Below are 18,149 nucleotides of genomic sequence, written 5' to 3' on the forward strand. Positions count from 1 at the left end.
GTCACCGCGACCGGCCGCCCCCGCCGAGGCCCCGAGAGGACCCTCATGACCGTCAACGTCCTGCCCCCCGCCACCACCGAGAAAGACCTCCCGCCGGACCCGCACCAGCAGGCCCCGCTCGAGCCCGCGAAGCGCAAGAGACACCGCTCGCCGCTCGCCTACGTCCTCGTGGCCCCGGCCGCCCTCGCCGAACTGCTCGTCCACATCGTCCCGATGGTGCTGGGTGTGTGGATCGCCTTCATCACGCTGAACCAGCTCAGCATCGCCAACTGGGTCAACGCGCCCTTCGTCGGGCTGCAGAACTTCGTCACGGCGCTCGACCCGAGTTCGCCGATCGCCGGACAGCTCTACGGCGCCCTCGGCCGTACGGTGCTTTTCACCGTGATCGTCGTGGCGATCGCCTGGAGCATGGGCATGCTGGGCGCCGTCCTGCTGACCAGCTCGTTCAAGGGTCGTGGCATCCTGCGCACGCTCTTCCTCGTGCCCTACGCCCTGCCGTCGTACGTCGGCACCATCGCCTGGGCCTTCATGTTCAACCAGCGCGACGGGGCCATCAACCGCTTCCTGGTGGACGACCTCGGCATCCTGCAGGACCGCCCCTTCTGGCTCCTCGGCGGGAACTCGTTCTGGGCCATCGTCATCGTCACGGCATGGCAGTTCTGGCCCTTCGCCTTCCTGATGCTGCTCGCCGCCCTGCAGAACATCCCCGGCGACGTCTACGAGGCCGCCAGCCTCGACGGCGCCAGCCTCTGGAAGCAGTTCACCCAGATCACCCTGCCCATGGTCAAGCCGGCCAACGCCGTGCTGCTGTTGATCATGAGCCTGTGGATCTTCAACCAGTTCAACGTGCCCTACGTGCTCTTCGGTCCGGCCTCACCCGAGCAGGCGACGCTCATCTCGCCGCTGATCTACCAGCAGTCGTTCAACAACTGGAACTTCGGCCTCGGCGGCGCCATGAGCGTGATGCTCCTGGTCGTGCTGTTGATCGCGTCGGCGTTCTACATCCGCATGGTTCTGCCGAAGGGACAACACGATGATTGAGACCCGTGGGTTCAAGGTCTTCCGCTTCTTCGGGCTGGCCTTCCTGTCGCTCGTGGTGGTCATCCCGCTCTACGTGGTGCTGACGACCTCGATCAAGCCGCTCGCCGACGTGCAAGGTCTGTTCACGTGGATTCCCAGCCGGGTGACGCTCGAGCCGTACGTGCAGATCTGGCAGACGGTGCCGTTGGCGTCGTACTTCAAGAACAGCCTCATCGTCACGATCTCGGCGACGGTGCTCTCGGTGGCGATGGCCGTGCTCGCCGCCTACTCGCTGGCCCGCCTGCGGTTCCGGGGGCAGCGCAGCTTCAGCCTGGTCGTCCTCTCGACGCAGATGTTCCCGGGCATCCTGTTCCTGCTGCCGCTGTTCCTGATCTTCGTGCAGATCCAGCGCACGATCGGGGTGCAGCTGACCGGCAGCTACCTCGGCCTGATCATCACGTACATGACGTTCTCGTTGCCGTTCTCGATCTGGATGCTGACGGGGTACTTCGCGTCGATCCCGAAAGAGCTCGAAGAGGCCTCGATGATCGACGGCACGGGACGCCTCGGCGCCTTGTTCCGTGTCGTGATCCCCGTCGCGAAGCCCGGCATCATCGCGGTCGCGGTCTACGCCTTCATCACGGCCTGGGGAGAGGTGCTCTTCGCCTCGGTGCTCACGAGCAAGGACACGCGGACGCTCTCGATCGGTCTGCGGGCCTACGCCTCGCAACAGGACGTGTACTGGAACCAGCTCATGGCCGCCTCGGTCGTCGTCTCGCTGCCCGTGCTCATAGGCTTCATGCTCGTGCAGAAACACTTGATCACCGGACTGTCGTCGGGGGCCGTGAAGTGACCGAACCGGCCGTGGCCACGGCGGTGGGGCCGGTGGGCGTCACCGCCGGCCCGGCCGGCGACGTCGAGTCGAGCCGAGGAGGCGCGGTGCCGGTCGAGCCGCTGCGCGTCGGCATCGTGGGCGGCGGCTTCATGGCGCGCGTCCACGCCGGTGCCGCGCGGTCGGCTGGTGCCCGGGTGGTCGCCCTGGCCTCGTCGAGCGCGGCCAGTGCGGCCCGGGCGGCGGCCTCGCTCGGCGTCGACACGGCGCACGAGACCGTCGACGACCTCGTGACCGACCCCGGTATCGATGTCGTGCACGTCTGCTCACCGAACGCCTCCCACGCGTCCGTCGCGCTGGCGGCGCTCGCCGCCGGCAAGCACGTCGTCTGCGAGAAGCCGCTCGCGACCTCGGCCGCCGAGGCCGAGGCCCTGGTCGAGGCCGCCCGTGACGGCCGCCTGGTCGGCGCGGTGCCCTTCGTCTACCGGTATCACCCGATGGTGCGCGAGGCACGGGCCCGGGTCGCCACGGGCGAGGTCGGCCGTGTGCTCAGCGTGCGCGGGTCGTACCTGCAGGACTGGCTGCTCGACAGCGACGACGTCGACTGGCGGGTCGACTCGGCGGCGGGTGGCCCCTCGAGGGCCTTCGCCGACATCGGCAGCCATCTCGTCGACCTCCTCGAGTTCGTCCTGGGCGACCGTCTGGCGCGGTTGACGTCGACGACCACCACGGTGCACGCGCAGCGCGGCGGATCGTCGGTCGACACCGAGGACGAGGCGGCCGTCGTGTTCGAGACGGCCCGAGGTGCCATCGGCACCCTCTTCGTGTCGCAGGTCGCGCCGGGTCGCAAGAACCGCCTCCTGCTCGACCTGTCGGGCACCGCGGAGAGCCTCGAGTTCTCGCAGGAGGAGCCCGAGACGCTCTGGGTCGGTCGTCGGTCGGGCACGCAGCTCGTGGCGAGGGACGCCGCCGTGCTCACGCCGGACGCCGCGCGCCTCTGCACCGTCCCCGCGGGGCACCCGATGGGCTACGTCGACGCCTTCGCGGGGTTCGTCCGCGACGCGCACGACGCCGTCCGTGGCGCCACCCCGGAGGGCCTGCCCACCTTCGCCGACGGCCTGCGCGCCGTGCGGGTGACCGAGGCGGTCCTCGCCTCCGCCGCGGCGCGCACCTGGGTCGACCTGCCCTGACCCCCGTCCGCACCGGCCCCCGTCCGCACCGACCCCCGCCCGCACCCGTCGCCCGCACCCCGTCGCCCCCCGAGAAGGAACCCATGGCCGAGAGCTCCCGCCCCGTCACCCTGTTCACCGGCCAGTGGGCCGACCTGCCGTTCGAGGAGGTCGCGGCACTCGCGGCCGGCTGGGGGTACGACGGCCTCGAGATCGCGGCCTCGGGCGACCACCTCGACCTCGAGCGCGCAGACCAGGACGACGCGTACCTGCGTTCGCGGCTCGACGTGCTCGAACGGCATGGGCTGGGGGTCTGGGCGATCTCGAACCACCTGACGGGTCAGGCGGTCTGCGACGACCCGATCGACTTCCGTCACCAGGCGATCGTGCGACCGTCCACCTGGGGCGACGGCGACCCCGAAGGCGTCCGACAGCGTGCGGCGGACGACATGAAGCGGGCGGCACGCGTCGCCCGCAAGATGGGCGTCGACACCGTCGTCGGCTTCACCGGCTCGAAGATCTGGCCGTACGTCGCGATGTTCCCGCCGGTGCCCGCGAGCGTGATCGACGCCGGCTACCAGGACTTCGCCGACCGATGGAACCCCATCCTCGACGTGTTCGACGCCGAGGGCGTCCGGTTCGCCCACGAGGTGCATCCGAGCGAGATCGCCTACGACCACTGGACGAGCGTCCGAGCCCTCGAGGCCATCGAGCACCGCTCGGCGTTCGGCTTCAACTGGGACCCCTCGCACATGCTCTGGCAGGGCGTCGACACCGTGTCGTTCATCACCGACTTCGCCGACCGGATCCTCCACGTCGACTGCAAGGACACCCGCATCAAGCCGCCCACCGGGCGGTCGGGCGTGCTCGGCTCGCACCTGCCCTGGGGCGACCCCCGCCGCGGCTGGGACTTCGTCTCGACCGGGCACGGCGACATGGACTGGGAGGACGCCTTCCGCGCCCTCGACGCCATCGGCTACGACGGCCCGATCTCGATCGAGTGGGAGGACGCCGGCATGGACCGGCTGCACGGCGCCCCCGAGGCCTTGGCCTACATCCGATCGCTGCTCTGGAAACGGCCGAGCGCCTCCTTCGACGCCGCGTTCTCGAACCAGTGACGGCAGACTGAACCCATGCCCCGAACCCTGTCGACCGGCCAACGGAGCCGCCTGCTCGTCGTCGACCCCGCGACCGGTGCCACCGAGGTCGTCCTCGAGAGCACCCGCCTGCTGGTCGAGGCCCCGAACTGGAGCCCCGACGGCCGCTGGCTCGTCGTGAACGGCGACGGCCTGCTCTGGCGCCTGCCCGCCGAGGCGCGAGGCGTCGACGAGACGGCCCTCGAGCCGGTGCCGATGGGCGACGTCCCCGAGATCAACAACGACCACGTCATCGCCCCCGACCAGGGCGCCGTCGTCGTGAGCGCCCGCGACGGCCACCTGTACGAGGTGCCGTGGGACGGCGTCTCGCCGGGCGGCACCGCCCGCCGCGTGACGCGCGACCACCCCGTCGGTCGAAACCACAAGAACTACCTGCACGGCGTCTCGCCCGACGGCGCGACGCTCAGCGTGATCGTCGGTGCGCTTCCGGGGCCGGTCGACGACCCGGACGACCAGGAGGCGCGGGCCGGCTGGCGCACGAACGTCGCCCTGGTCTCGCTCGCCGACGGCGCGACCACGCCGGTGACCGACGACGAGCATCCCGACGACGGGGCCGAGATCTCTCCCGACGGCGCCTGGTTGTGGTCGAACTCGGAGCGCGCCTCCTCGGGGGTCGCCGGTCACGCCCAGCTCTTCCGCAGCCGGCTCGACGGCGACGACGTGGTGCAGGTGACCGACGACGAGCGCGTCAACTGGTTCCCGCACGTGTCGCCCGACTCGTCGACCCTGCTCTGGGTGTCGTTCGAGCCCGGCACGCGCGGCCATCCAGAGGACCGCGAGGTCGTGCTGCGCACCCTGCCGTTGGGCCCCGACGGCCTGCCCGTGCCGGGCTCGACGCCGCAGGACGTCCTCGCCCTGTTCGGCGGCCAGGGCACGATCAACGTGCCCTGCTGGGCCCCCGACTCGACCCGCTTCGCCTGCGCCGACTACCCGCTCGCCTGACGCGGGGGACCACGCCGGGCAGGCGCTCCGCCCGCGCCGGGCGGACGGTCAGATCTCGGTCACCCGGCCGCCCTCGAGGCGCAGCCGACGCTCGGCGCGCCTCGCCACGGCCGAGTCGTGCGTGACGACGACGAGGGTCAGTCCGCGCTCGCGCCAGACGCCTTCGAGCAGGTCCATGATCTCGTCGCGGGTCGCCTCGTCGAGCGAGCCCGTGGGCTCGTCGGCCAGCAGCACGGTGGGCTCTTTCACCAGGGCGCGCGCGATCGCGACGCGCTGCTGCTGCCCGCCCGAGAGCTCGACCGGCAGGTGGTCGGCGCGCTCGGCCAGGCCGACGGACGCGAGCGCCGCCGCCGCACGACGTCGCCGCTCGTCGCGCGGCACGGAGCCGTCGGCGAACGCCGTCTCGACGTTCTCGGCCGCGGTCAGCGTCGGGATCAGGTTGAACCCCTGGAACACGAAGCCGATCTCGCGACCCCTGGCGGCGGCGAGGGCGTGGTCGCCGGCCCCCGAGAGATCCGTCTCGCCGAGCCGCACGGTGCCGCTCGTCGGCCGGTCGAGGGCGCCGAGCATCTGCAGCAGCGTCGACTTGCCGCCGCCGGTCGGCCCCTGGATCGCGACCATCTGGCCGGCCGGGATCTCGAGCGTGACGCCGGCCAGCGCGGTCACGGTCTTCTTCTTCTGCGAGTACGTCTTGACGACGTCGGTGAGGCTGTACATCGGTCGGGGCCCTTCGGGTGCGTGCGGCGCGGTGGGGGAGTGCTGGTCGGAGGGGGACGAGGAGGCGCGGGTCGCGTCGACCACGTCGGTCGCCGCCCCCTCGACACGGCTCACGCGACGCTCCGCAGGGCCTCGGCCGGACGCAACCGCGAGGCGCGCCAACCGCCGATCGCCCCGGCGAGGAGGCCGCCGAGGACGGCGAGTCCCACGGCGATCAAGATGATCGGGAGCGTGACCGGGACGTGCAGGGCGATGTCGGTCGTGGCCTGGGCCACCTGTTGACCGAAGCCTCCGCCGGTGCCCGCGGCCGCGCCTCCGTCGATCGCCGAGCCCGCCGCCGCCGTCGCGGCACCGCCGGGCAGGCCGCCGGGACCACCGGCCCCGGGGCCCGACGAGGTCGCGGCCGAAGCCGAGAGGGTCGGGGCGATCGCGTTGACGACCACGATGCCGAGCAGGCCGACGGCCACGCCGGCGACGCCGCCGATCACGCCCTGCACGAGCGACTCGCCGGCCACCTGGCGGGTGATGCGGGCGTTGCTCCAGCCGATGGCCTTGAGCGTGCCGAACTCGCGGGTGCGGCGGCCGACGCCCGAGACGGTGAACAGGGTCGCGATGGCGAACGCCGCGACCAGCACGATGACCGAGAGCCAGGTGCCGAGGTTCGAGACCAGGCCCGAAGCGGTCGACAGCGAGCCCGAGACGCTCGACGCGAGGTCGGACTGCGTGCTGACGGTCGCGTCGGGCAGGGCGGCCCCGAGGTCGGTCTTCAGCGACTCGACGTCGCTCGCGCTCGCGGCCGTGACGTAGACGCTGCTGATCTGGTCGGTCAGGCCGCTGACGGTCTGCGCCGTGTCGAGCGGGACGTACGTGTCGCTCGCGGTCGCCGCGTCGGACGAGGTGGACGCCACGATGCCGATCACGGTGAAGTCGGTGCCGCCGATGGCGAGGGTGTCGCCGGTGGAGAGGTCGGCGCTCGTGGCGTAGGACCGGTCGAGCACGACCACGTCCTCGCCGGCGTCGTCGGCGGTGAAGGTGCGGCCGTCGGCCAACGTGACGCTGGTGAGCGGACCGACCGCGTCCGCGGCCACGTCGATGCCCTCGACCGCGAACTGGTCGACGTCGAACGAGCTGCCGCCCGCGCCGTCGGCTCCGCCGCTGGGCGGGGCCTGCTCTGCGGTGCCCGTGTCGGTTCCGGTACCTGAGCCGGGGGCCGTGCCCGCGCCTCCGGAACCGCCCTGGGCGACGTCCGGCAACGTGCCCGAGAAGCTGGAGGCCTGCAGGCTGAGGGTCGCGGTCGCGGCGGAGACGCCGTCGACTCCCTCGACCGTGGCGAGCGTCGAGGCAGCGAAGGTGGCCGTGCCGCGCGCGGCCGAGAGCGTGCTCTGCGAGACCTCGGTGCTGCCGCCTTCCGTGCTGCCGTCGCCCGAGCCGAAGGCGAACTGCCGGCCGGGGCCGCCTCCGTCGGTTCCGGGCTCGGCGGACTGCGTGATGGTCACGTCGGTGCCGACGCCGTAGACGGACTCGAGCACGGACGACTGGGCGTTCCGCACGCCGGCGGCGACACCGTTGACGATGATGACGAGAGCGATCGCGAGCGCCATGCCGATGGCGATGACGACGGTCTGCTTGCGCCTGTTGCCGAGTTCTCGGCGCAGGTAGGTGAAGAACATGGGTGGGGGTCTCCTTGGCTGGGGCGGTGCCGGGCCGTCGGGCCTGCCGCCGGAGCGAACCTAGGGACGGCCCCGATGAGGCCCCGATCGATCGGCTATGAAGCGTCGATGAGACATGTGCAGCCCGCTCATCGGTCGAACACAGTCGATTCATAGGAATGCCTCGATACTAGGAAAGGTGACCACAACGACCCCCGCCACCGCCTCGGCCCCGCGCCTCACCCGCGCCGACGGAACACCCCTGCGCGTCCTCGTCGTCGACGACGAGAACAGCCTCACCGACCTGCTCTCGATGGCCCTGCGCTACGAGGGCTGGGACGTCAAGGCCGCCTCCGACGGCCAGGCGGCGCTCGCCACGGCCCGCGAGTTCAAGCCCGACGCGATCGTGCTCGACTGGATGCTGCCCGACATCGACGGCATCCAGGTGCTGGGCCGGCTGCGGTCGAGCGGCGACGACACCCCGATCCTGTTCCTCACCGCCAAGGACAGCGTCGAAGACCGCGTGTCGGGCCTCACCGCAGGCGGCGACGATTACGTCACCAAGCCGTTCTCGCTCGAAGAGGTCGTCGCCCGACTGCGCGGTCTGATCCGCCGGTCGGCCTCGGCCGTCAGCGAGGCGGGCGACTCGCGCATCGTCGTCGGCGACCTCGTGCTCGACGAGGAGAGCTACGAGGTGACCCGCTCCGGTCGCGAGATCGAGCTGACCGCGACCGAGTTCGAGTTGTTGCGCTTCCTGATGCGCAACCCGCGCCGGGTATTGAGCAAGGCGCAGATCCTCGACCGGGTCTGGAGCTACGACTTCGGCGGCAAGTCGAGCGTCGTCGAGATCTACATCTCGTACCTGCGCAAGAAGATCGACGTCGGCGAGGAGCCGATGATCCACACCGTGCGCGGCGTGGGTTACGTCATCAAGCCCACGTCGTGAGCGATGCCCTGCCCGCCCGGGTGGGCTCGCGCCTCCGTGGTCTCGTCAGACGGGCGCCCGGGCTCGCCGGGCCGCTCACGCTGCGCAACCGCCTGATCCTCAGCATCGTCGCACTCGTCGTGCTGCTGACCATCGTGATCGGTTCGGTGAGCGTGTTCGTCCTGCAGGCGTCGTTGATGCGTCAGCTCGACGACGAACTCCAGGGGGCGACCGGTCGCTCGGTGCCCATGGTGAACGCGCAGGGCTCGACGTCGAGGCCGAACCTGACCCCCGACGACGACGACCTGTCGGGGCCGCGGCAGTCACCCGGCACCTTCACGGCCGTCGTCGTCAACGGGATCGTGGTCGACGCCTACCGGGTCGAGCAGTCGGGGCAGGTCGTGACCCCGCGCCTGACCGACGAGCTGACCTCGGCCGTGACGACGGTGGCCGGGTCGACCGAGCCCGAGACCGTCTCGCTGGGGACGGCTCTGGGCTCGTACCGGGTGGAGTCGCTCGCGGTCGGCTATCGGCAGCCCACCACGTCGGGGTCGTTCACGACGACGCCGGCCTACCTCGTGGTCGGTCTGCCGACGAGCAGCGTCGACCGCACCATCACGGTCATGGTGATCACGATCCTCGCCGTGACCCTCATCGGCCTCGCCATCGCCATCGCCGTGGCCTACGGCGTCGTGCGCAGCGCCCTGCGTCCCCTCGAGCGCATGTCCGACACGGCCCTGCGGGTCGCCGAACTGCCCCTCGATCGCGGCGAGGTCGCGCTGGCGGAACGCGTCCACGAGGCCGACGCCGACACCCGCACCGAGGTCGGCCGCGTCGGCGCCTCGCTCAACCGCATGCTGGGGCACGTGGCGGCTGCCCTCGAAGCCCGTCAGCAGAGCGAGAACAAGGTACGGCAGTTCGTCGCCGACGCCTCGCACGAGCTGCGCACACCGCTCGCGTCGGTGCGCGGCTACGCCGAACTCACCCGCCGCATGAACACCGGTCTGCCCGACGACGTGGTCTACGCCATGGGCCGCATCGAGTCGGAGTCGCTGCGGATGACCTCGCTCGTCGAGGACCTCCTGCTGCTCGCCCGCCTCGACGAAGGACGCGACCTCGTCACGGGCGACGTCGACCTCACGCGGGTCGTGCTCGACACGGTCAACGACGCCCACGTTGCCGGGCCGACGCACGACGTCGACGTCTACGTGCCCGACGAGCCCGTGACGGTGTCGGGTGACGCGATGCGCCTGCACCAGATCGTCGCGAACCTGTTGACGAACGCACGCACCCACACGCCCGACGGCACGCACGTGCACGTCTCGCTCACGGTCGACGACGCCTCGGGGCGGGCCGTCGTCTCGGTCGCCGACGACGGGCCGGGGATCGACCCGACCGTGCTGCCGGTGCTCTTCGAGCGGTTCGCCCGCGCCGACAGCTCACGGTCACGAACGGTCGGCTCGACCGGTCTCGGCCTGGCGATCGTCCAGGCCGTCGTCCAGTCCCACGGCGGGACCGTCGACGTCGAGAGCTCGACCGAGGGGGCGACCTTCACGGTCCGCCTGCCGCTGACGGCTCCCGTCGACGTGGCCGCTCGAGGAGGCGAGGAGGCGCGACTTGCGTGAGCGCGCCTCCTGCGTCTACTCTGTACGAAGCCCAAGACCGCCGGTTGTGCTCGTCTGCTCGCAGACGGGTGCCGAAGGTTCTCGAGAGAGAGCGACCAGCGCAGGTGTGTGAAGTCGTTCCTCTTCTCGAAGAGATCCAGCTCCGTGCGCTTGCGCCGGAGCTTTTTTCATTGGTGCGGCATCGGTCTCGGTGCGGCCGAGTCGAGCGCCAGGGGGCTGCCGGCACACCCACGTTTTAGGAGAGCCATGGCGAACAAGGAAGCATCGGTCGCCGAGCTCACGGGGAACTTCCGTGACTCGAACGCCGTTCTGCTCACCGAGTACCGCGGTCTCACTGTTGCCGAGCTGAAAGAGCTCCGCAAGTCCATCAGTGCAGACGCGACGTACGCCGTGGTGAAGAACACGCTCAGCAAGATCGCGGCGAACAACGCCGGAATCAGCTCGTTCGACGACGAACTCGTCGGACCGTCTGCGATCGCCTTCGTGCACGGTGACCCTGTCGCCGTCGCCAAGGGCCTGCGTGACTTCGCCAAGGCACACCCCGCTCTGATCGTGAAGAACGGTTACTTCGACGGTAACCCTCTCTCGGCAGACGAGGTCAACAAGCTCGCCGATCTCGAGTCCCGAGAGGTGCTGCTGGGCAAACTGGCCGGCGCCTTCAAGGCCTCGCTGTTCGGTGCTGCCTACCTGTTCCAGGCTCCGCTCTCGCAGGCCGTCCGCACGGTCGAAGCGCTGCGCGCGAAGCAGGACGCCGACAGCTAGCAGCTGTCGCACCAACCCCCACTTCAGCTACACAACAAGGAGAAAATCATGGCGAAGCTCACGCAGGACGAACTGATCGAGGCTTTCAAGGAGCTCACGCTCATCGAGCTCAGCGAGTTCGTGAAGAAGTTCGAAGAGGTCTTCGAGGTCACCGCTGCTGCCCCCGTGGCCGCCGCCGGTGCCGCCGGCCCCGCCGCCCCCGCCGAAGAGGTCGAGGAGAAGGACTCCTTCGACGTCGTCCTCGAGGCTGCCGGCGACAAGAAGATCCAGGTCATCAAAGAGGTCCGTGCGCTCACCAGCCTCGGCCTGGGCGAGGCCAAGGCCGTCGTCGACGGTGCCCCCAGCACCGTCCTCGAGGGTGCGAACAAGGAAGCCGCCGAGAAGGCCAAGGCTCAGCTCGAGGCCGCCGGCGCCACGATCACCCTCAAGTAGTCGGCGGGCCCTCGCGGCCCTCTGCGCTTGAGCGGCTCGTCCGCTCAGCTCCACACGGAAGGCGCCACCCCTCGGGGTGGCGCCTTTCGTCGTTCACGCGCGTGTCCTGCCGAGGTGCGTCGCCGGTCCGTCGTGCGCCGCGCCTCCTCGGGTGTTCGGCGGGTTCCCGTCGTCGGTGGCGGGTCGGCGCCGACCCGCCGGGGGAGACGCGAACCCGCCGACCACGCGATGGCGGTGGTCAGGAGGCGCGGGCCAGGACCGAGTGCCGGCGTCCGTATCCGAGGTACACCGCGGTGCCCACGGCCATCCAGACGGCGAAGGCCGCCCAGGTGACCCAGCCGAGCGTCACCATCAGCAGGACGCAGAAGGCGCAGCCGAGGATCGGCGTCAGCGGGTACAGGGGCACCTTGTAGGTGCGCTCGAGTTCGGGCCGGTTGCGCCGCAGCCAGATGACCGAGACGTTGACCAGGGCGAACGCGAAGAGCGTGCCGATGCTCGTCGCGTCGGCCAGGGCGCCCAGGGGGACCACCGCGGCGGCCGCGGCCACCACACCACCGACGATCAGGGTGCCGGCGACCGGGGTCTGCGTCCGCTTCGAGACCCGGCCGAGGACACGGGGCACGAGGCCGTCGCGGGCCATCGAGACGAAGATGCGTGTCTGGCCGTAGAGCACCGTCAGCACGACGCTGGCGATCGCCGCCACGGCCGTGACGGCGAACAGGAAGGCGACCCACGGCTGGCCGGTGATGTCGGCGACGATCGTGACGAGTGTCGCCTCGCCGTCGGTGAAGGCCGTCCAGGGGCGTGCGCCGACGGCCGCGACGGCGACGAGGATGTACAGCACCGTGATGATCACGATCGACGCGATGATGGCGCGTGGCAGGTCGCGCTTCGCGTCGCGGGCCTCCTCGCCGGCCGTCGACGCCGCGTCGAAGCCGATGTACGAGAAGAACAGCCGGGACGCGGCGGCCGAGACCCCTGCCGCGCCCATCGGCGCGAGCGGCTCGAAGTTGCCGACGCTGAACGCCGTGAAGGCGACGGCGACGAAGAACACGAGCAGGGCCACCTTGACGACGACGAGCAGCGTGTTGACCCAGGCGCTCCCGCGCGCCCCCGGCACGAGGACGAGGGTGGCGAGCAGGACGAGCACCGCCGCGGGCAGGTTCAGCACGCCACCGGCGCCGGGCGGCTCGGCGATCGCCGCGGGCAGGGCGAGCCCGAACACGTCGAGGGCCTCGTTCACGTACTGGCCCGCGCCCACGGCGACCGCCGCGACCGAGACGGCGTACTCGAGCACGAGGCACCATCCGCAGACCCAGGCGACGCCCTCACCGAGCGTGGCGTACGCGTACGAGTAGCTCGAGCCCGACACGGGCACGCTGCCCGCCATCTCGGCGTACGACAGGGCCGACAACAGGGCCGCGACGCCGGCGAGGACGAACGAGATCCAGACCGCGGGACCGGCCAGCGGGACGGCCGTGCCGAGCACGACCAGGATGCCCGTGCCGAGCGTCGCGCCGATGCTGATGGCCGTGAGGTGCCATACGCCCAGGGTGCGCCGCAGACGTGGCCCGCCGTCGGCGGAGGCCTCGCTCTCGGCGACGTAGGCCTCGAGGGGTTTGCGCGCCCTCAGCTGGGCGACGAGGGGCGGGCGGGACGTGACGCGGGACTCGTGGGGCACCGCGAGAGGCTACCGTACGGCCGACACCGCGCCTCCTCGCCGCTACTCGTCGAGGTCGAGTCCGAGCTGTCGGACGCGCGTCATCGCCTCGCGGCGCGACGACGCCTGCAGCTTGCGATAGATGCTGCGGACGTGGCTCTTCACGGTGTTGACCGAGATGAACAGCTGGCTGCCGATCTGGCCGAGGGTCTGACCGGTGGCCAGGTGGCGGACGATGACGAGCTCGCGGTCGCTCAGCGGTTCGGCGAGCTGCGGCACGACGTCCACCGAGGTACCACGCAGGCGGTCGAGCACCCCGACGATGGCGGGTGGCTGGCGACGGCCGACGGCCCGCTGCACGAGGTGCTCGAGGACATCCTCGGGCAGGGTGGCGAAGAGCCAGATCGACCCGTTGTGGCCGGAGCTCAGCAGGGCCTGGTCGAACGCGATGTCGCTGTGCGACGCGTCGCCGAGGGCGAGGTGGGCGGCGGCCTTGATCGCGTGCACCTGGCCCATCGTGCGCTCGCTGTGCAGGTCGCCGATGGCGAGGCACGGCTCGAGCGCCTCGAGGGCGGCCTCGGGTTCACGGGCGGCGAGGTGCACGAGGGCGAGCACTCGGCCGGGACAGCGGACGTGGTGGTGCGACGGGGCGACCGACGACGCCAACCGACGGGCCTCGTGCGGCTGGCCGAGCAGGCGCATCGTCTCGGCGCGCATGACGGTGGCCGACTCGGTCAGTGCACTGTGTCCGGTGAAGCCGTCGATGGTGCGGGTGATCCGGGCCAGCAGGTCGAGCACCTCGATGTAGCGGCTCTCGGACAGCAGGACGTGTGCCTCGGCGAACAGGCCGAGCGCCTCCCAGTCGCTGCCGCGCGACGCCTGGCGGACGTCGGCGAGCAGGCCCTCGTGGCCGCCCACGGCCTCGCCGCGTTCGAGGGCGAGGTGCACGCGCGTGATCTGGGTCAGGGCACCGAACGAGCTGCCCAGCAGGTCGGTGCCGTCGGCGAGCTCGCGGGCGAGGTCGACGTGCCGGTCGGCGAGGTCGAAGTCGCCGATCAACATCGCGACGAAGGCCAGGGCCGAGAGGCATTCGACGCGCTCGGCGGTGCTGAGGTGGTCCTCGCCGAGGCCGTTCGCGAGGCTGAGGGCGAAGCGGGCCTGGTCGATCTCGCCGTAATGCAGGCGGATCAAGCCCAGTTGCAGCGAGAACGAGGCGCTCAGCGAGATGCGCACGCTGATCGACTCGGCCAGGTCGTTCTCGATCAGGGTCCGGGCGACCTCGAGGTGCTCGTGGGCCACGACGAAGTTGCCGAGGGTGCGCAGGGACGCCCCGAGGTGGACGTGGTACCCCGCCCGGATGTCCAGCGGCAGCTCGGGGTCGGCGTCGAGCGCCTTGGCGACACCGCGGAACCAGGGCAGGGCCGCGCTGCGCGAGCGGGACCCGACCGAGCGATGGCTCGCGGCCAGGGCGAGCAGGATGCGCGGTCGACCGCGCCATTCCTCTTCGGGTGTCGAGCGGATCGCCTCGCGCAGGCGCGCTCCCTGCAAGGGGGCGATCTGGGTCCAGCCCTGTTCGATGGCATCGAGAGCGGCCCGGTGGTCGGCGGGCTGCAGTTCGGCGCTGGGGGGTTCGACGGCCGTGGGGTTCGATGTGTTCACGATGGTCCTTGCTCCGCCGCTTCGGGAGGCTCGCCCGTCGGGTAGGGAGAGCGCGGCTGCCGGAGCCAGGTCAGGTGCACCGACACCGCCATACTAAACTGAGAGATCATTCCGTCGTATGGTCTGTCGGCCATTGCGCCCACAACTGGGGGACGACCGGTCGTTCTACGGCGTGTCGGCGTCGCCGCCGAGGCCGGTTCTCCGCAGGGATCGAGGCGATGCCCGGCCCCGAGCCACGGGTGACGGAGGTCGGGCCTACGCTGGCCGCATGAGCTCGATGCACCCGCCTGCCGGTGGTCCCCGTGGTGGCGGTCGACCTGGCGGTTCGGCTCGGGTGTCGGGCGGCGACGCCGACGCCCAGCGTGCGGCGAACGCCACGGCCCCCCGCATCCCCGACCTCGTCGGGCGCATCCGCGGTCTGTTCTCTCCCCACAAGCGGGCCCTCGTCGTCACGGTGGTGCTCGTCCTGATCGGGGCGGCCGTCAGCGTCGCGCCGCCGTTGCTCACCAAGCAGGCGTTCGACCGGGGGCTGTTCCCGCCGGGTGGCCCCGACGTACCCGTGCTGCTCGAGCTGGTCGGCGCCATGGTGGGGCTCTGGGTGCTGTCGGCGGGCATCGGCGTCTGGCAGACCTACCTGACGGCCACGGTCGGCAACAAGGTCATGGGTGCGTTGCGCATCCGCCTCTTCGGGCACCTCCAACGCATGGAGCTCGCGTTCTTCACCCGGACCAAGACGGGTGTCATCCAGTCCCGGCTGCAGAACGACGTCGGGGGCGTGGCCAACGTGCTCAGCAACACCATCTCGAGCGTGCTCGGCAACACCGTCACGGTGATCGCGGCATTCGTGTCGATGCTCGTCCTCAGCTGGCAGATGACCGTCGTGACGGTGATCCTGCTGCCGCTGCTCGTCGTGGCCCAACGTCGGGTCGGCCAGGTGCGTGCTCGCATCGCCACCAAGACGCAGGAGTCCCTCAGCGACATGACCGCGATCACCCAAGAGGCCCTGAGCGTCAGCGGCATCCTGCTGGCCAAGAGCTTCAACCAGCAGCACGCCGAGGTCGAGCGCTACTCGGCCGAGAACCGCACTCAGATCGGGCTGCAGGTGCGGCAGCAGATGAGCGGTCAATGGTTCTTCGCCGTCGTCCAGATCTTCCTCTCGGTCATCCCTGCCATCATCTACCTGGTCGCGGCCTGGCTGATCCTGCGCGACGTCCCCGTGACCGCGGGCACGATCGTGGCCTTCACGACGGTGCAGGCCCGGTTGACCTTCCCCCTGATGGGTCTGCTGCGGGTGGCCCTCGACCTGCAGACCTCGGGGGCGCTCTTCGCCCGCATCTTCGAGTACCTCGACCTGCACCCGGCGATCACGAACGACCCGTCGGCCGAGGCCGTCGACGACACGCAGCTCGGCCGGGTCGAGTTCGACGACGTCTCGTTCTCGTATCCCGACGCCGAGCCAGGGCAGAAGACCCTCGACGGGGTCTCGTTCGACATCGCCCCCGGGCAGTTCGCCGCCTTCGTCGGCCCGAGCGGCGCCGGCAAGACGACCGTCTCGTACCTCATCCCGCGGTTCTACGAGGCCAGTGGTGGCTCGGTCCGCTTCGCGGGCACCGACGTCCGGCGCCTCGACCAAGAATCGCTCGTCGGCCACATCGGCATCGTCAGCCAAGAGACCTACCTCTTCCACGCCAGCATCGGCGACAACCTGCGGTATGCCCGGCCCGACGCGACCGACGAGCAGCTGGTCGACGCGGCCCGGCAGGCCAACATCCACGAGACCATCGTGTCGTTCCCCGACGGGTACGACACGATCGTCGGCGAGCGGGGCTACCGCCTGTCGGGTGGCGAGAAACAGCGCATCGCGATCGCCCGGGTGCTTCTCAAGGACCCCGCGGTCATGGTCCTCGACGAGGCGACCAGCGCGCTCGACACGGTGTCCGAGCGGGTCGTGCAAGAGGCCCTCGACACGGCGACCCGCGGCCGGACGACGATCGCCATCGCACACCGGCTCTCGACGGTCCGCGATGCCGACGTCGTGTTCGTCGTCGTGGCGGGCCGGGTCGTCGAGCGCGGCACGCACGACGAGCTACTCGCCCGGGGCGGGGTCTACGCCGAACTCTACGGGCAACAGGTGTCGACGTAGCGACGACGCCCCTCGGGTCAGCCGCGTTCGGCGAGCATCGCCTGCATGGCGTCGACCTCGCTCTGCTGCGTCTGCACCATGCCCGAGGCGAAGGCGCGCACCTGCGGCACCTCGCTGCGGGCCAGGATCGCGTCGGCCATCTCGATGCCGCCCTCGTGGTGGGCGATCATCAGCGTCAGGAACACCCGCTCGGCCTCGACCCCGCGGGCTGAGTCGAGCGAGGCGAGCTGCTCGTCGGTGGCCAGCCCCGGCATGCGGCCGCCGGGTTCGTGGGTGGCGACCGGCGTCGCCGAACCGGTCGCGCCTCCGTCGCCCGTCATGTGGTGACTGCCGTAGTCACCGTCGAGCGTGGGCCGGGTCATCCAGGTCATGGTCGGCTCGGACGGCGCCTGGGGTACGCGCCACAGCTCGAGCCAGGCGTACATCTGCCCGGCCTGCTGCGACTGGGTGAGGGCCATGTCGTACGCCAGCGAGCGGATGTCGGGGTCGTCGGTGCGGTCGCGGACCATCATGGCCATCTGCACGGCCTGCTCGTGGTGCACCTGCATGTCGCGCGAGAACCCCGCCTCGACGCTGTCGGTGCCGGGCGTGACCGGGTTGGGTGAGCTCAGTCGGCCGAGGGCGACACCCCCGAGCAGCACGATCGCGACCGTCAGGACCCCCGCGATCACGAGCCGCAGCCGACGACCCGAGGAGGCGCGGCCCGGCCTCGCCTCGTCGGTCACGTCGACGTCGTCACGCCCCGGTGCGGTCACGCGATCTTGCCGGTGCCGTCCACGCCACCGGTGCAGGGGGCACCCGGCTCGGGGGCGTTCGTGGACTTCCAGTACTTGGTGACGAAGTCCGACAGGGTGGCCTCGTCGTCGGCCACGTTCGAGAACGGCAGCTGCGCTCCCCAGGCCGACACGTACATCGGTGAGTCGAGGCCCTCGTAGGGCGAGACGACCGCGTAGGTGTCGGGGGCGAAGTCGCGCAGGGCCTCGATCTCGTTCTCGTCGACCTGTTCGGGGTCGTAGGTGAACCAGATCGCCCCGTGCTCGAGGTCGTGGACGGCGTTCTCGTTCGGCACCGGCTCGGTGTAGACGCCGCAGTTCAGCCAGATCTGGTTGTGGTCGCCGCCGGCGGGCGGGGTCATCGCGTAGTCGACGCTGCCGCCCACGTGGTTGGCGGTGAGGTCGGAGTAGGTCTTGACGCCGTCCACCTCGATGGCCTGGGGATCTTGCCGGGGCTGCCCGCTCGTCACGACGAAGGTGACGACGAGGGCGATCGCCGCGGCGCCGGCGACCGAGGCGGTGACGATGCCGATGGTGCGGTTGCGCTTCGCCCGGGCCTGCTGCCGTTTGAGCTCGGCCACCTTCTCTTGGCGTCGGGCGTCACGCTGCTGCTTGACGGTGGGCTTGTCGGTCGGCTTGTCGCTGCTGGCCACGGGGGTCCTCTGGGTCGGGGAGGTGGTCGGG

General features: G+C 70.7%; 16 protein-coding genes. 10 read left to right on the top strand and 6 right to left on the bottom strand.

Annotation, left to right across the window (positions count from 1 at the left end):
• Nucleotides 1-45: 45 nt before the first annotated feature.
• The 5 genes from EDF50_RS06545 to EDF50_RS06565 all read left to right on the top strand — a co-directional run bounded on the left by EDF50_RS06545 (nt 46) and on the right by EDF50_RS06565 (nt 5,120).
• Nucleotides 46-1,041 carry a carbohydrate ABC transporter permease gene (locus EDF50_RS06545; protein ID WP_123518745.1) on the top strand — a complete coding sequence of 332 codons (996 nt, stop codon included), beginning with the start codon at nt 46-48 and terminating at the stop codon, nt 1,039-1,041.
• Nucleotides 1,034-1,873, top strand: a complete 840-nt coding sequence (locus EDF50_RS06550) for a carbohydrate ABC transporter permease (RefSeq protein ID WP_123518746.1) — start codon at nt 1,034-1,036, stop codon at nt 1,871-1,873. The genes EDF50_RS06545 and EDF50_RS06550 overlap by 8 nt, the downstream gene beginning before the upstream one ends.
• 86 nt (nt 1,874-1,959) lie before the next feature.
• Complete coding sequence (locus tag EDF50_RS06555) at nt 1,960-3,042, top strand: Gfo/Idh/MocA family protein (protein WP_370453980.1); 1,083 nt, start codon at nt 1,960-1,962, stop codon at nt 3,040-3,042.
• Between the two features lie 83 nt (nt 3,043-3,125).
• Nucleotides 3,126-4,139 (top strand): sugar phosphate isomerase/epimerase, encoded by a 1,014-nt coding sequence (locus EDF50_RS06560; RefSeq protein WP_123518747.1) that lies wholly within the window; start codon nt 3,126-3,128, stop codon nt 4,137-4,139.
• 15 nt (nt 4,140-4,154) lie between these two features.
• Nucleotides 4,155-5,120, top strand: coding sequence for a PD40 domain-containing protein (locus EDF50_RS06565; RefSeq protein ID WP_123518748.1), 966 nt, complete (start codon nt 4,155-4,157; stop codon nt 5,118-5,120).
• Nucleotides 5,121-5,168: 48 nt separating this feature from the next.
• Here the strand turns inward: EDF50_RS06565 and EDF50_RS06570 are convergent, their stop codons facing one another.
• Nucleotides 5,169-5,837 carry an ABC transporter ATP-binding protein gene (locus tag EDF50_RS06570; RefSeq protein ID WP_123518992.1) on the bottom strand — a complete coding sequence of 223 codons (669 nt, stop codon included), beginning with the start codon at nt 5,835-5,837 and terminating at the stop codon, nt 5,169-5,171.
• 110 nt (nt 5,838-5,947) lie between these two features.
• Nucleotides 5,948-7,507: an FtsX-like permease family protein gene (locus EDF50_RS06575; RefSeq protein WP_123518749.1), complete on the bottom strand. Its 1,560-nt coding sequence runs from the start codon at nt 7,505-7,507 to the stop codon at nt 5,948-5,950.
• Between the two features lie 166 nt (nt 7,508-7,673).
• On the opposite strand from EDF50_RS06575, the gene EDF50_RS06580 reads away from it, so the two are divergent.
• The 4 genes from EDF50_RS06580 (at nt 7,674) to rplL (ending at nt 11,230) form a co-directional block, all read left to right on the top strand.
• Nucleotides 7,674-8,432: a response regulator transcription factor gene (locus tag EDF50_RS06580; protein WP_370453981.1), complete on the top strand. Its 759-nt coding sequence runs from the start codon at nt 7,674-7,676 to the stop codon at nt 8,430-8,432.
• Nucleotides 8,429-10,036, top strand: coding sequence for a HAMP domain-containing sensor histidine kinase (locus EDF50_RS06585; protein ID WP_123518751.1), 1,608 nt, complete (start codon nt 8,429-8,431; stop codon nt 10,034-10,036). The genes EDF50_RS06580 and EDF50_RS06585 overlap by 4 nt, the downstream gene beginning before the upstream one ends.
• A 246-nt stretch (nt 10,037-10,282) precedes the next feature.
• Entirely contained in the window at nt 10,283-10,798 is a 516-nt protein-coding gene (gene rplJ / locus EDF50_RS06590) for a 50S ribosomal protein L10 (RefSeq protein ID WP_123518752.1), read from the top strand.
• Between the two features lie 48 nt (nt 10,799-10,846).
• Nucleotides 10,847-11,230, top strand: a complete 384-nt coding sequence (gene rplL / locus EDF50_RS06595; protein WP_123518753.1) for a 50S ribosomal protein L7/L12 — start codon at nt 10,847-10,849, stop codon at nt 11,228-11,230.
• A gap of 238 nt (nt 11,231-11,468) precedes the next feature.
• Here rplL and EDF50_RS06600 read toward each other — a convergent pair whose 3' ends face one another.
• Both EDF50_RS06600 and EDF50_RS06605 read right to left on the bottom strand, forming a co-directional pair.
• Nucleotides 11,469-12,911, bottom strand: coding sequence for an APC family permease (locus tag EDF50_RS06600; RefSeq protein ID WP_123518754.1), 1,443 nt, complete (start codon nt 12,909-12,911; stop codon nt 11,469-11,471).
• Between the two features lie 42 nt (nt 12,912-12,953).
• A complete protein-coding gene (locus EDF50_RS06605; RefSeq protein ID WP_123518755.1) occupies nt 12,954-14,549 on the bottom strand; it encodes a LuxR C-terminal-related transcriptional regulator in 1,596 nt (531 codons plus the stop codon).
• Between the two features lie 268 nt (nt 14,550-14,817).
• Between EDF50_RS06605 and EDF50_RS06610 the strand changes: the two genes are divergently transcribed.
• Nucleotides 14,818-16,692 (top strand): ABC transporter ATP-binding protein, encoded by a 1,875-nt coding sequence (locus tag EDF50_RS06610; RefSeq protein WP_370453978.1) that lies wholly within the window; start codon nt 14,818-14,820, stop codon nt 16,690-16,692.
• A 17-nt stretch (nt 16,693-16,709) separates the two neighbouring features.
• On the opposite strand, the gene EDF50_RS06615 is transcribed toward EDF50_RS06610, so the two are convergent.
• Nucleotides 16,710-17,447, bottom strand: coding sequence for a DUF305 domain-containing protein (locus tag EDF50_RS06615; protein WP_233570391.1), 738 nt, complete (start codon nt 17,445-17,447; stop codon nt 16,710-16,712).
• Nucleotides 17,444-18,118: a DUF3105 domain-containing protein gene (locus tag EDF50_RS06620; RefSeq protein WP_199738659.1), complete on the bottom strand. Its 675-nt coding sequence runs from the start codon at nt 18,116-18,118 to the stop codon at nt 17,444-17,446. Before EDF50_RS06620 ends, EDF50_RS06615 begins: the two co-directional genes overlap by 4 nt.
• Nucleotides 18,119-18,149 lie beyond the last annotated feature (31 nt).

Source organism: Frigoribacterium sp. PhB24, from assembly GCF_003755185.1.
GTDB lineage: Bacteria > Actinomycetota > Actinomycetes > Actinomycetales > Microbacteriaceae > Frigoribacterium.

Bases quoted from the DNA above. Each gene is read 5' to 3' on its own strand.
- EDF50_RS06545 (WP_123518745.1), top strand. From the start codon at position 46: ATGACCGTCAACGTCCTGCCCCCCGCCACCACCGAGAAAGACCTCCCG.
- EDF50_RS06550 (WP_123518746.1), top strand. From the start codon at position 1,034: ATGATTGAGACCCGTGGGTTCAAGGTCTTCCGCTTCTTCGGGCTGGCC.
- EDF50_RS06560 (WP_123518747.1), top strand. From the start codon at position 3,126: ATGGCCGAGAGCTCCCGCCCCGTCACCCTGTTCACCGGCCAGTGGGCC.
- EDF50_RS06565 (WP_123518748.1), top strand. From the start codon at position 4,155: ATGCCCCGAACCCTGTCGACCGGCCAACGGAGCCGCCTGCTCGTCGTC.
- EDF50_RS06570 (WP_123518992.1), bottom strand. From the start codon at position 5,837: ATGTACAGCCTCACCGACGTCGTCAAGACGTACTCGCAGAAGAAGAAG.
- EDF50_RS06575 (WP_123518749.1), bottom strand. From the start codon at position 7,507: ATGTTCTTCACCTACCTGCGCCGAGAACTCGGCAACAGGCGCAAGCAG.
- rplJ (WP_123518752.1), top strand. From the start codon at position 10,283: ATGGCGAACAAGGAAGCATCGGTCGCCGAGCTCACGGGGAACTTCCGT.
- rplL (WP_123518753.1), top strand. From the start codon at position 10,847: ATGGCGAAGCTCACGCAGGACGAACTGATCGAGGCTTTCAAGGAGCTC.
- EDF50_RS06610 (WP_370453978.1), top strand. From the start codon at position 14,818: ATGAGCTCGATGCACCCGCCTGCCGGTGGTCCCCGTGGTGGCGGTCGA.